Here is a 12,632-nt window from a genome sequence, read left to right as displayed (position 1 = left end):
TCCTAAGCGGCGTCCAGACGCGCTTGCAGCGCGTCGACCTGCTGGCGCATCTCGTTCGGCAGGCGGTCGCCGAACTTCTCCAGGTGCTCGCGGATGGAGGGCAGCTCGGCCTTCCACTCCTCGGCGTCGACCTTCAGCAGCTCCGCGAGATCGGCGGCGGAGATGTCGAGGCCGTCGGTGTCGAGCGCGTCCGGGGTCGGCAGGATGCCGATCGGCGTCTCGACGCCGGCGTCGCTGCCGGCCGTGCGCTCGAAGACCCACTTCAGCACGCGGCTGTTCTCGCCGAAGCCGGGCCACAGCCAGCGCCCGTCCTCGTCCTTGCGGAACCAGTTGACGTAGAAGATCTTCGGCAGCTGCGCGCCTTCGCGCCGCCCGATCTCCAGCCAGTGGCCGATGTAGTCGCCCATGTGGTACCCGGCGAACGGGAGCTGCGCGAACGGGTCGCGCCGCAGTCTGCCGACCGCGCCGGTCGCCGCGGCGGTCGTCTCCGACGCCATCGTCGCGCCGAGGAAGACACCATGGTCCCAGTCGTACGCCTCGTGCACGAGCGGCACGACGCTGGAGCGGCGGCCGCCGAAGAGGAAGGCGTCGATCGGCACGCCGGCCGGGTCCTCCCACTCGGGCGCGATCGCCGGGTCCTGATCGGCCGGGACCGTGAAGCGCGAGTTCGGGTGCGCGGCCGGTCTGCCGGACTCCGGCGTCCACGGGTTGCCGTGCCAGTCGGTCAGCCCGGCCGGCGGCTCCTCGGTCAGGTCCTCCCACCAGATGTCGCCGTCAGCGGTTCTGGCGACGTTGGTGAAGATCGCGTTCTCACGCGCGGTGGCGATCGCGTTCGGGTTCGTCTTCGCGCTGGTGCCCGGCGCGACGCCGAAGAAGCCGGCCTCGGGGTTGACCGCGTAGAGGCGGCCGTCCTCGCCGAACTTCATCCAGGCGATGTCGTCGCCGATCGTCTCGACCGTCCAGCCTTCGAGCGTCGGGATCAGCATCGCGAGGTTGGTCTTGCCGCAGGCCGACGGGAAGGCGCCCGTGACGTACTTCACGACGCCCTCGGGCGAGGTCAGCTTGAGGATCAGCATGTGCTCCGCGAGCCAGCCCTCGTCACGTGCCATCACGGAGGCGATCCGCAGCGCGAAGCACTTCTTGCCGAGCAGGGCGTTGCCGCCGTAGCCGGAGCCGAACGACCAGATCTGGCGCGTCTCGGGGAAGTGGACGATGTACTTGTTGTCCGCGTTGCACGGCCACGCGACGTCCTTCTCGCCCGCCGCCAGCGGCGCGCCGACGGAGTGGACGCACGGCACGAAGTGACCGTCGTCGCCGAGCACGTCGAGCGCGCCCTTGCCCATCCGGGTCATGATCCGCATCGACACGGCGACGTACGCCGAGTCGGTCAGCTGCACGCCGATGTGCGCGATCTCGGAGCCGAGCGGCCCCATCGAGAACGGCACGACGTACATCGTGCGCCCGCGCATCGACCCCTTGAAGAGGCCGTCGAGGTGGGCGCGCATCTCGTCGGGGTCGCGCCAGTTGTTCGTCGGCCCGGCGTCGTCCTCCGACGCCGAGCAGATGAACGTGCGGTCCTCGACGCGGGCGACGTCGCCCGGGTCCGACAGCGCCAGGTACGAGTTCGGGCGCTTCGCGTCGGAGAGGCGCTCGAACGTGCCGGCGTCGACCAGCTCCTGCGCGAGGCGGTCGTACTCCTCGGCGGAGCCGTCGCACCAGTGGATGCGGTCCGGCTGGGTCAAAGCGGCGACCTCTTCGACCCAGGCCAGGAGTTTCTCGTGGCGGGTCGGGGGGGCGTCGGTCTCGGTGATGCTCACGTGCACTCCCTCGGTTGGCTCGCGTGGCATCCGCGGCAGTATTTCATCGCTTTCGGAAAGCTGCTTCCAGAACCACCCGAACGCTGACGTTCTGACGAGCTACTCGGTGCCGGGATTGCGCTTCGGGACGAGCACCAGCCGTCTGAACTCGGCGACCAGCACGCCATCCTGGTTGAGCACGCGCGTGTGGACCTTGACGAGGCCGCGATCGGGCTTGGAACGGGAAGGTCTGACTTCCAGCACTTCCGTCTCCGCGAACAGCGTGTCGCCGTGGAAGACGGGGTTCGGATGGCTCAGGCCCTCGGTGGCGAGGTTCGCGATCGCCTTTCCGGAGATGTCCGAAACGGACATTCCGAGCGCGAGAGAGTAGACATACGGTCCGACAACTACATTTTTCCCCTGCTGCGACTGACCCGCGTAGACGTCGTTGATGTGGAGCGGGTGGTGGTTCATCGTGATGAGGCAGAAGAGGTGGTCGTCCGCTTCCGTGACCGTCTTGGCGGGCCAGTGCTTGTAGACCGCGCCCTCCTCGAACTCCTCCAGGTAGCGGCCGTAGCTGTGCGCGCCGGAGGCTTCGCGGGTGGCCTGGTCGGTGTCGACGTGGTTCGTCGTCTCGCTCATTCGGTGCTCCTCACTGGCAGGGACTGGGGATGCGAAGGCGGCAAGGATGCCGTATCGGGGTCTGTGAGAACCCCGGATGCCTACGATCGGGCGCGATCTCTTGAACAGGAGCCCCTCCCCGTGCGCAATCCCCGTGACTTCCTGAAGCCCCTCGCCAACGGCGCTCCCGCGCCGCTGCTGGACGTACCCGCGACCCCGTCGCGGATGATCCACTTCTTCGATCCGAGCAACGAGAAGATGGCGGCGAAGGTGCCGGACATCGCGCAGAAGGCCGACGTCGTGCTCGGCAACCTCGAGGACGGCGTCCCGGCCGACCGCAAGGAGGCGGCGCGCGCGGGCCTCGTCAGCATCGCCAACTCGCTCGACCCGAGCGCGACGCTGTGGACGCGCGTCAACTCGCTCGAGAGCCCGTGGGTGCTCGACGACATCACCGCCGCGGTGCTCGAGGCCGGCGACAAGATCGACGTGATCATGCTGCCGAAGGTCGAGGGGCCGTGGGACATCCACTACGCCGACCGCCTGATCGCGCAGCTGGAGGCGAAGGCAGGCCTCGACCGCCCGATCCTGATCCACGCGATCCTCGAGACGGCGCTCGGCATGGCCAACGTCGAGGAGATCGCCTCGGCCTCCCCGCGCATGCAGGGGATCTCGCTCGGCCCGGCCGACCTCGCGGCCTCTCGCCGCATGAAGACGACGCGCGTCGGCGGCGGTCACCCCGGCTACCGCGTGATCGACGATCCGGATCCCGCCAACCCCGAGGCGCCGCGCGCGACCGCGCAGCAGGACCCGTGGCACTACACGCTCGCGCGCATGGTCGACGCCTGCACCGCGACGGGGATCCTGCCGTACTACGGGCCCTACGGCGACATCAAGGACGTCGACGGCTGCGAGGCGCAGTTCCGCGCCGCCTTCCTGCTCGGCTGCGTCGGCACGTGGTCGCTGCACCCGGTCCAGATCGGGATCGCGAAGAAGGTCTTCAGCCCCGATCCCGACGAGGTCGCCTTCGCGAAGAAGGTGATCGAGGCGATCCCTGACGGCCGCGGCGTCCACATGATCGACGGCAAGATGCAGGACGACGCGACCTGGAAGCAGGCGCAGGTGATGGTCACGCTCGCGCGCTCGCTCGCCGAGCGCGACCCCGAGCTGGCCGAGGCGTATGGGCTGTAGCCCCTCCGAGGACGAGCGCGGCGGCCTGTCAGGCCGCTGCCCGTCCGGCGCGCGGCGGCGACGGGCGCTGCGCGCGCCCGTCTCCTCCTCGCCGTATCAGTCGGCGAGCGCCGCTATGCGGCGTAGCCGGCGGCGTGTCCGGCCTGCACGACGCGCTCTGCCATCTTGCGGTTCGCCTCGTCGATCATCTCGCCGTCGAACATAGCCGCGCCCTGGCCGCCCTCGTCGGCGGCGGCGCGGTAGGCGTCGAGCATCGCCGAGGCGCGCTCGAACTCTCTCTGCGACGGGCTGAAGACCTCGTTGACGACGGCGATCTGGCTCGGGTGGATCGTCCACTTGCCGTCGAGGCCGAGCGCGCGCGCGATCCCGGCGCGGGTGCGCAGGCCCTCCTCGTCCTTGAAGTTCGCGTACGGCCCGTCGATCGCCTGGATGCCGGCGGCCCGGGCCGCGACGACGAGGCGGCTGTAGAGGTAGTTGAGGTGGTCGCCCGGGTAGCCCTCCGGGACGCCGCCGATCGTCGTGATCGGGATGCCGATCGCGGCCGAGTAGTCGCCGGGGCCGAAGATCAGCGTCTCCATCCGCTTCGAGGCGGTCGCGATCTGCTCGCAGGCGATCAGGCCCTTCGCGTCCTCGATCTGCGCCTCGATCCCGATGCGCCCGACCTGCCAGCCCTTGGCCAGCTCGATCTGCGTGATCAGCTTGTCGGTCATCTCCACGTCGCCGGGCGTCTGCACCTTCGGCAGCATGATCGCGGCGAGCTTGTCGCCGGCCTGCTCGACGACGTCGATCAGGTCGCGGTAGTAGTGCGGCGTGTCGGTGCCGTTGACGCGCACGACGACCGTCTTGTCGCCGAAGTCGAGGTCGTGGAGGGCCGCGATCACCTGGCCGCGCGCTCTCGCCTTCTCGCCCTGGGCGACGGCGTCCTCGAGGTCGAGGAAGACCTCGTCGGCGTCGAGGCCGGTCGCCTTCTCGAGGAAGCGCTCGTTGGAGCCTGGGACGGCGTGGCAGCTGCGTCGGGATCGATTCATGCGGGCCATCCTGCCAGAGCAGATCGCGCGCCAGCCCCGTTTGGGCCGGCGCGCGGGCGCGGCTACGAGACCAGCGCCTGAGCGGTCACGACGCAGCTGCTGCCGGACGGCGCGGTGGCGACCCAGAGGGTCGCGATCCCGCCGTCGGAGGCGACCTGCCAGGTCGAGGAGGACTCGTCCGTGAACGCGCCCGACAGCTCGCCGTTGACGGTGCGGACGAAGGCGTCCGCTCTGCCTCTCTCCTGGACCACGGCTTGGACCTCTCTGACCGTCCCGGCGACCGTTCTGACGGTGACCGTGACGTCGCCGCCGGCGCATCTCGCGCGCAGCGTGCCGACCGCCGGCAGGTCGAGCACGACGAGGTCGGTCGTGCCATCTCTGAGCTGCTGACGCGCGCTCAGCAGCTGACCTCTGCCGGCCACCGCCGCACCGGGCGCCAGCTTGGCGGCCGTGACGGCGCCGTCGGCGAGCTTGGCCGTGGCGACCGCTCTGTCGGCGAGCTGCCCGGTGCCGACCGCGCCGTCGGCGAGCTTGGAGCCGGCGACGCCTCTGTCGGCCAGCTTGGAGCCGGCGACCGCGCCGTCGGCGAGCTTGACGCCGGTGACCGCCGCGAGGCCGAGCTTGGCGTTGGAGACGGCGGCATCGGCGAGCACCGCGCCGTTGACCGCCCCTCTCGCCAGCTCGCGCGCCGTCACGCCCTCTCTCGCGATCCGGTCGCCGCGGACGGCGCCGCGGGCGATCTTCGTGCGGCCGACCGCGCCGTTGCGCAGCTTGGAGCCGCTGACGGCGCCGTCGCGCAGCTTCGCGTTCGTGACGGCGCTGTTCTTGATCTGGTTGGTGCCGATCGTCGCGGCGGCGTACGTGACGCCGCCGAGCGATACGAACAGCGCCACGAGCGCGATCACGGTCGCTGGATGCAGCAGTTTCTCCCGGCTCAGCATCGTTCCCCTCTGTCTCCTTCGTCGCTCACTTCGTGCGCCGATTGTGGCGCCTCTGTCGCGGATCTGTTGACGGGCGGGGGAAACCCAGCCGTCACGCCGCGACATCGTCACCAACCCGCGCCCACGCTCCGCGATGCGGTCCGTAGCGTCGGAGCGGTCCGATGTCCGCCCCGCTCGCCCACCTCTACGCGCTCGCCCTGCGCGCGCTCGACGCCCACGACCGCCGCGCCCACGAGCTGCGCGCCCGCCTCGCCCCCGTGCTCGCCGCCGGCGCGGCGGGGCTGGCGCTGCTGGCGGGGCCGGCCGCCAGCGCCGTCGCTCGCGGCGGTCCGGCCTGCGGCGTCGCGTTGATCGTGACGGTCTGCGGCGCGGTGGTGACGGTGGTCGCGGTGGGGCGGCTGCTGAGCGGCGAGCGATCGCCGAACGCACTGACGCTCGCCGATGCGCAGCGCCTGCTGCACGAGGGCGACGGCATGACCAGCGACGCGCGTTTCTACGAGGCGATGATCAGAGGGATGCGCCGCCTTGAGCAGCGATCGGAACGCGAGTACGACCGCCTCAGCCGCCTGTTCACAGGCGTGATGTGCGGAATCCTCTTTGTGCTGTGTGGACTTGCGCTGACCGCGCTCGTAGGGTGACCGAGATGGCGATAACCCCTGAGAGACTGAAGGAATGGACCCTCGACGCTGACGGCAGACCGATGTTCCCGCCGTGGGCCTTCAAGGACAAGTTCGGCCGTCCCGACTGGTACGACTGCGAGTGGGAGAGACTGTCCTTCTGGACCCGGCTGCGCTTCAACCTGACCTCGTGGGACCCGCGCGGCCCCAACGCCTACGAGGACGAAGGACGCGAGCCGCCGCGCTACCGCTACTAGTGCCCGCGGGCTCTGCGGGTGCGGGAGCGCTCTTCCTGCTTCTCCACGACCTGCCGGATCAGTCTGATGATCTGCTCGACGCCGGTGACCTTCGCGTCACCATGCTCGAAGGCCGCGCGCCACTGTCTGACTCTGCCCTCGGTCGCGAGCTGGTTGAAGGCCGCGCGCGGGACTTCCAGGCGGACTCTCGCGTCGGAGGCGATGTCTCTGACGACGACAGGACCGGGCAGCTCGACGCGGTACATCTGGATGTCGCCGCGGCCGCGCAGCTCCAGCCCGACGACGAGCTTCAGCGGCTGCAGCGCCGGCACCTCCTCGAGGAAGTGCCGGACTGCCTGCTCGATCAGCGCTCTGGTGTCAGAGGAGGAACTCAGGCCGCGAAGCCTACACGTGCGCCAGCTTGAACTGCTGGACGAGCCGCTCCAGCTCTTCGGCGGTGCGTGACAGCTCCTGCGCGGAGGCCGCGATCTCCTGGGTCGAAGCGGAGGTCTGCTGCGTCGAGGCCGAGACCTGCTCGGTCGAGGCCGACGACTGCTCGGCGACCGAGACGACCTCGGCCATGTTCTCCTCCATCCGCGTCGCACGCTGCGAGATCTCGCCGATCGCGGCCGCGATCTGCTCGACGCGGCCGCTCATGTCCTCGACCGAGGTCCCGATCTGGAGGAACGACGAGCGCGCCTGCTCGACGGTCGTGACGCCGTCGGAGGTGCGCTGCGCGCCGCTCTCGACGACCTCGACCGCGCGGCCGGTCTCGCGCTGGATCTGCGTGATCAGTCCGCTGATCGACGAGGCCGCTTCCTGCGACTCCTCGGCGAGCTTGCGCACCTCCTCGGCGACGACGGCGAAGCCCCTGCCCTGCTCACCGGCGCGCGCGGCCTCGATCGCGGCGTTGAGCGCAAGCAGGTTGGTCTGCTGCGCGATCCCGGTGATCGTCGAGACGATCCCGCCGATCTGGCCGGACTTCTCGCCCAGCGCGCGGATCGTCGCGGTCACGTCGGCGGAGGAGGACTGGACCGCCTGCATCGCGTCGGTCGCCTCGGCGATCGCGGTCGCGCCCTGCTCGGCGACCGTGCGGGCCGCCTCCGCGGCCTGCGCCGTCTCCTCGGCGTTCTGGCTGGAGCTGCGCGTAGCGAGCACGACCTCCTCGGTCAGCTCGCGCGCCTCGCCGACGGTGCGGACCTGGCGCTCGGCGCCTGCCGCGACCTCGCCCACGGCGCTCGCGATCTCGCCGACGGCGCGGCCCGACTCCTCAGAGGTCGTCGCCATCTGCTGCGAGGCGGCCGCGACCGCCTGCGTCTCGGTCGCGATCTGCCGCAGCATCGCGGTCACCTTCTCGCGCATGCCGTTGTAGCCCTCGACCGAGCTGTTCAGCCGCGCGAGCATCGCGTTGAAGATCTCGGCCAAGCGGCCGGCGGCGAGCCCGTCCTCGGCGACGATCGCGGACGTCGTCATCGGCGCCTCGACCGTCAGGTCGCCGTCGGCGACGGCGGCCAGCGCCGTCTCCAGCGCCGCGAGGTCGTGCGTGCTGAGCGAGTCCATCCGCTCGGTCAGCGCCTCCAGCGACGATCTGTCGCCGAGCGCCGCGCGCAGCTGCGCGCTCATCTCCGCGAAGGCGGTGCCGAGCGCGTCGGCCTCGGACTTCGGCACGACCTCGACCGCGAGGTCGCCCGCGGCGATCCGCCGCGCCGCCTCTGCCGTCTCGTCGAGGTAGGCGATCATCGCGCGGAAGGCGTCGGCCGCCTCGCCCAGCTCGTCGCGGCTGGTGACCTCGACGCGCTGGTCGACGTCGCCGAGCGCGATCCCGCGCGCCGCGGTCACCATCTGCCGCAGGCCGCCGGCGATCTGCCGCGCCAGCAGCAGCGCGATCGCGATCGCGGCGAGCACGGCGACGACGAGCAGCACGAGGATCACGACTCTGGCGCCCGCGACGGTGTCGTCGGCCTCGGCGCCCTGTCTGTCGGCGAGCGTGCTCTGGAATCTCTGGACCTCGGCGAGCGCGACCTCGAGCGCGTCGAACGCGCCCTTGCCGGTGTCGTTGACGAGCACCTCGATCGAGGCCTCCATGCCGCCGGCCTGCCCGAGCCCGGCGGTCGCCTCGACGTATCTCTCCCACGCCGTCGCGAAGGCGTCGGTGCGCGCGAGGTCGGCGTCGTCGGTCGAGAGCGACCGGAGCTGCCCGATCGCTCTGTTCACGGCCGCGTCGCCGGCTCTGATGTCCTCCAGAAAGCCCGGTCTCGTCGCCGGGTCGGGGGCGGTGGCGTAGCGCAGCTGGTCCTTGCGGACGGCGTTGATTCTGCCGTTGATCGTGCCGACCGCCTCGACGCTCGGCACGCCGTTGTCACTCAGCTGCCCGGTCACGTCGTTGATCGCGCTCAGCTTCGTCAGCGAGAGCACGCCGACCGCGACCATCAGGGCGACGACGAGGAGGAAGCCGCCCAGCAGCTTCGTGCGAACGGTGAATTTCATACCCCGGTGATCGGAAGGAGCGGGAGCGTGGCGACGCCAGACTCCCTGCTCCTACCGCTTTCTTACGCCAAGGTGAATTGCGCGACGAGGCGGTCCAGCTCCTCGGCGGTGCGCGACAGGCTCTGCGCCGAGGCGGCGATCTCCTGCGTCGAGGCGGAGGTCTGCTGCGTCGAGGCCGAGACCTGCTCGGTCGACGCCGACGACTGCTCCGCGACGGCCGCGACCTCGGACATGTTGCGCTGCATCCGTCTGGCGGTGTCGGCGATCTCGGCGACGGAGGCGGCGATCTGCTGCACGCGGCCGCTCATGTCCTCGACCGACGTCCCGATCTGGAGGAACGACTCGCGCGCCTGCTCGACCGTCTCGACGCCGTCGGAGGTGCGCTGCGCACCGCTGACGACGACCTCGACGGCATGGCCGGTCTCGCGCTGGATCTCGGCGATCAGGCCGGCGATCGTGGAAGCGGCCTCCTGCGATTCTTCGGCCAGCTTGCGCACCTCCTCCGCCACGACCGCGAACCCGCGACCCTGCTCACCCGCGCGCGCCGCCTCGATCGCCGCATTCAACGCCAACAGATTCGTCTGCTCCGCGATCCCCGTGATCGTGTCCACGATCCCACCGATCTGCCCGGACTTCTCGCCGAGCGCGCGGATCGTCGCGGTGACCTCGGTGGAGGAGGTCTGGACCGCTTCCATCGCGTCGCTGGCGAGCGAGATCGCGCCCGCGCCCTGCTCGGCGACGGCGCGCGCCTGCTCGGCGGCGGTCGCCGTCTCCTCGGCGTCACTGCTGGAGCTGTGCGTCACGCCGACGACCTGCTCGGCGAGGCTGCGCGCCTCCGCGACGGTGCGGACCTGACGCTCGGCGCCGGCCGCGACCTCACCGACGGCGGCCGCGATCTCGCCGACGGCACGGCCCGACTCCTCCGAGGTCGTCGCCATCTGCTGCGAGGCGGCCGCGACCGTCTGCGACTCGCGCGAGATGTCGTGCAGCATCGTCGTGACCTTCTCGCGCATGCCGTTGTAGCTGACGACCGACGCCTGCGTTCTCGCCAGCGTCGCGTTGAAGTACTCCGCCAGCCTGCCGATCTGCTGGCCGCCGGCGGCGGTTATCGGCGTCGTGACCGGCTCGACGGTCCGTGTCAGGTCGCCCTCGGCGACCGCCGTCAGCGCCTGCTCGAGGCCGGCGAGGCAGTTGGAGCCGAGCGAGTCCATTCTCGCGGCCAGCTGGTCGAGGCACGATCTGTCGCCGAGCGCGGCGCGCAGCTCCTCGCTCATCTCGTGGAAGGCGTTGCCGAGCGCGTCTCTGTCGGACTTCGGGCGGACGTCGACGGCCAGCTCGCCGGCCGCGATCGAGCGCGCCGCGACAGCCATCTCGTCGAGGTAGGCGATCATCTCCCTGAAGGCGACGCCGGTCTCGCCGAGCTCGTCGCGCGTTCTGACCTCGACGCGCTGGTCGACGTCGCCGCCGGCGATCCCGCGGGCGGCCGCGAGCAGCTGGCGCAGGCCGTTGCCGAGCTGACGCGAGAGCAGCAGCGCGAGCGTCAGCGCGACGACGACGGCGACGACCAACAGGCCGAAGACGAGCGCGCGCGCGGAGCTGACGACCGACTCGGCATGGTCGTTCTGGCCGGCGACGACCGTCGACTGGCGTGCGGTCAGCGCCTCCATCGCGGCCTTGACGTCGTCGTAGGCGACGTCGGCGGTGCCCTCGGTCAGCGTTCTCAGCGCCGGCCCATATCTTCTCTGCTCGGTCAGCGCCACGTACGGCGAGGCCGCTTCGAGGTATGCCAGCCACGCTCTGTCGAACTGCTCCAGCGGCGCGCGGTCGGCGGCGTCGTCGGCCAGTCTGCGCGATCTCGCGAGGTCGGCCTGGATGCTCGCGAGCGATTCCTCGACCGCCTCGGCGGCGTCGGCGGCGAATCTCGGGTCCTCCGGGTGCAGCGCGGCGCTGCTGACCTGGCGCAGCTGGTCCTTGCGCACTCTGTTGACGTCGCTCTGGATGCTGCCCGCGGCGAGCGCGCTGGGGATCGTGTCCTCGCCGAACGCCTTCGTGACGTCGTGGATCGAGCCGATCTTGCCGATCGCGACGACCCCGACTGCGAGCATGAGCGCTACGACTGCGAGGAAGCTGCCAAGCAGCTTCGTCCTGACGGTCAGCTTCACAGCGATCTCCTCGGTGTCTTCCAGCATGCCTGGTCGCATGCCGTCGGCGTCCGCGCGACCACGAACGCAAGTGAGTGGCTTTCACTTGCCGTGATCGGCACTGTGTCGAACGCCTTTACGCCAAGTTCACCATTAACCGTCAGCAGAAATACAGAGAAACACGGATGGATTCAAACGGTTGAACTGAAGCTGCCACGGTGATGCACGACTTTCCGAGAGAAGTCGCGAGAAATGCTGCGCCGAGACCACTTGAAGATGGCCTCGGCGCAAAGCGGCTCAAATCTTGTGCCGCTCCAGCAGCTTCTTGCCGATCACCATCTTCTGGATCTCGGAGGTGCCCTCGCCGATCAGCAGCAGCGGCGCGTCACGGTAGAGGCGCTCGATCTCGTACTCCTTCGAGTAGCCGTAGCCGCCGTGGATGCGGAACGACTCCTCGACGCAGAAGCGGCCGGCCTCGGAGGCGAACAGCTTGGCCATGCCGGCCTCGATGTCGGAGCGCTCGCCGGCGTCCTTCATGCGCGCGGCGCGGTTGGTCAGCAGGCGGGCGGCGTCGACCTGCGTCGCCATGTCGGCGAGCTTGAACTGGATCGCCTGATGCTGGGCGATCGGCTTGCCGAAGGTCTTGCGCTCCTGCGAGTAGCGCAGCGCCAGCTCCAGCGCCCGCTGGGCGATCCCGACGCCGCGCGCGGCGACGTTGACGCGGCCCAGCTCGAGCGCGTCCATCATCTGCGGGAAGCCCTTGTTGAGGCCGGCCGCCTCGCCGCCGAGGATGTTCTCGGCCGGGCAGCGGTAGCCGTCGAAGACCAGCTCGGTCGACTCGACGCCCTTGTAGCCCATCTTTCTCAGCTGCGGCGGGACGTTGAGGCCCTTGTACTCACCCGTGTTCTCGCCGACCCCGGCTTCCTTCTCGGCGATGAAGCAGGTCATGCCGCGATGGGCCTTCTCGGCGTTCGGGTCGGTCTTGACGAGCACGAAGACGAGGTCGGAGCGGAGGCCGTTGGTGACCCACATCTTCTGGCCGTTGATCTCGTAGGCGCCGTCGTCGAGCTTCTTGGCGGCCGTCTTGATCGCCGCCACGTCGGAACCCAGCTCCGGCTCCGACAGCGAGAAGGCGGCGCGGATCTCGCCGGTCGCCATCCGCGGCAGGTACTTCTGTCTCTGCTCGTCGCTGCCGAACTTCATCAGCAGGTAGGAGCCGATGAAGTGGGTGTTGATGACGCCGGAGATCGAGATCCAGCCGCGCGAGAGCTCCTCGACGATCATCGCGTAGGTCGTGAGGTCGAGCCCCATGCCCCCGTACTCCTCGGGGATCGTGACGCCGAAGAGGCCGAGCTCCTTCATCTGCTCGACGATCGGCTCGGGGAACTCGTCCGCGTGGTCGTAGTGCTCGGCGTTCGGGAGGATCTGCTCGTCGGCGAACTGCCGCACCATCTCGCAGATCGCCTTCTGCTCGTCCGTCTTGTCGATCGCTACGGCCATCGTCGTTCAGCGCTCCGGTTCCGGGGAATGTCCTGAGGGCCGAGCTTAGCCCCGGCCTCCAGGAAAGAACCCCGATT

General features: G+C 69.9%; 11 protein-coding genes. 3 read left to right on the top strand and 8 right to left on the bottom strand.

Features of this window, described 5'->3' with window-relative positions; all coding sequences use genetic code 11:
* Positions 1–2: 2 nt before the first annotated feature.
* Together R7226_RS08220 and R7226_RS08215 are read right to left on the bottom strand one after the other, a co-directional pair.
* The gene (locus R7226_RS08220) at positions 3–1,847 is read right to left on the bottom strand and encodes a phosphoenolpyruvate carboxykinase (GTP) (RefSeq protein ID WP_404827795.1); all 1,845 of its coding nucleotides are present in this window, start codon (positions 1,845–1,847) and stop codon (positions 3–5) included.
* Between the two features lie 69 nt (positions 1,848–1,916).
* Positions 1,917–2,438 (bottom strand): MaoC family dehydratase, encoded by a 522-nt coding sequence (locus tag R7226_RS08215; RefSeq protein WP_318596585.1) that lies wholly within the window; start codon positions 2,436–2,438, stop codon positions 1,917–1,919.
* A gap of 120 nt (positions 2,439–2,558) precedes the next feature.
* Here R7226_RS08215 and R7226_RS08210 point away from each other — a divergent pair, with 120 nt between their 5' ends.
* On the top strand, positions 2,559–3,605 hold the full coding sequence (locus R7226_RS08210; protein WP_318596584.1) for an HpcH/HpaI aldolase/citrate lyase family protein: 1,047 nt from the start codon (positions 2,559–2,561) through the stop codon (positions 3,603–3,605).
* A gap of 113 nt (positions 3,606–3,718) precedes the next feature.
* Here the strand turns inward: R7226_RS08210 and R7226_RS08205 are convergent, their stop codons facing one another.
* Positions 3,719–4,633 carry an HpcH/HpaI aldolase/citrate lyase family protein gene (locus tag R7226_RS08205; RefSeq protein WP_318596583.1) on the bottom strand — a complete coding sequence of 305 codons (915 nt, stop codon included), beginning with the start codon at positions 4,631–4,633 and terminating at the stop codon, positions 3,719–3,721.
* Between the two features lie 62 nt (positions 4,634–4,695).
* Entirely contained in the window at positions 4,696–5,574 is an 879-nt protein-coding gene (locus R7226_RS08200; protein ID WP_318596582.1) for a hypothetical protein, read from the bottom strand.
* A 161-nt stretch (positions 5,575–5,735) separates the two neighbouring features.
* Here R7226_RS08200 and R7226_RS08195 point away from each other — a divergent pair, with 161 nt between their 5' ends.
* Positions 5,736–6,212 carry a hypothetical protein gene (locus tag R7226_RS08195; protein WP_318596581.1) on the top strand — a complete coding sequence of 159 codons (477 nt, stop codon included), beginning with the start codon at positions 5,736–5,738 and terminating at the stop codon, positions 6,210–6,212.
* 5 nt (positions 6,213–6,217) lie between these two features.
* On the top strand, positions 6,218–6,448 hold the full coding sequence (locus R7226_RS08190; protein ID WP_318596580.1) for a hypothetical protein: 231 nt from the start codon (positions 6,218–6,220) through the stop codon (positions 6,446–6,448).
* Here the strand turns inward: R7226_RS08190 and R7226_RS08185 are convergent.
* The 4 genes from R7226_RS08185 to R7226_RS08170 all read right to left on the bottom strand — a co-directional run bounded on the left by R7226_RS08185 (position 6,445) and on the right by R7226_RS08170 (position 12,555).
* Positions 6,445–6,759 (bottom strand): hypothetical protein, encoded by a 315-nt coding sequence (locus tag R7226_RS08185; protein WP_318596579.1) that lies wholly within the window; start codon positions 6,757–6,759, stop codon positions 6,445–6,447. The two genes, R7226_RS08190 and R7226_RS08185, sit on opposite strands and share 4 nt — an antisense overlap.
* 73 nt (positions 6,760–6,832) lie before the next feature.
* On the bottom strand, positions 6,833–8,914 hold the full coding sequence (locus tag R7226_RS08180; RefSeq protein WP_318596578.1) for a HAMP domain-containing methyl-accepting chemotaxis protein: 2,082 nt from the start codon (positions 8,912–8,914) through the stop codon (positions 6,833–6,835).
* 62 nt (positions 8,915–8,976) lie between these two features.
* Complete coding sequence (locus tag R7226_RS08175; protein WP_318596577.1) at positions 8,977–11,103, bottom strand: HAMP domain-containing methyl-accepting chemotaxis protein; 2,127 nt, start codon at positions 11,101–11,103, stop codon at positions 8,977–8,979.
* A 249-nt stretch (positions 11,104–11,352) separates the two neighbouring features.
* A complete protein-coding gene (locus tag R7226_RS08170) occupies positions 11,353–12,555 on the bottom strand; it encodes an acyl-CoA dehydrogenase family protein (RefSeq protein WP_318596576.1) in 1,203 nt (400 codons plus the stop codon).
* Between the last annotated feature and the right edge of the window lie 77 nt (positions 12,556–12,632).

The sequence above is a fragment of the Conexibacter stalactiti genome (assembly GCF_033542075.1).
Lineage (GTDB): Bacteria > Actinomycetota > Thermoleophilia > Solirubrobacterales > Solirubrobacteraceae > Conexibacter > Conexibacter stalactiti.
This window is presented reverse-complemented; position numbering and strand designations above follow the sequence as displayed.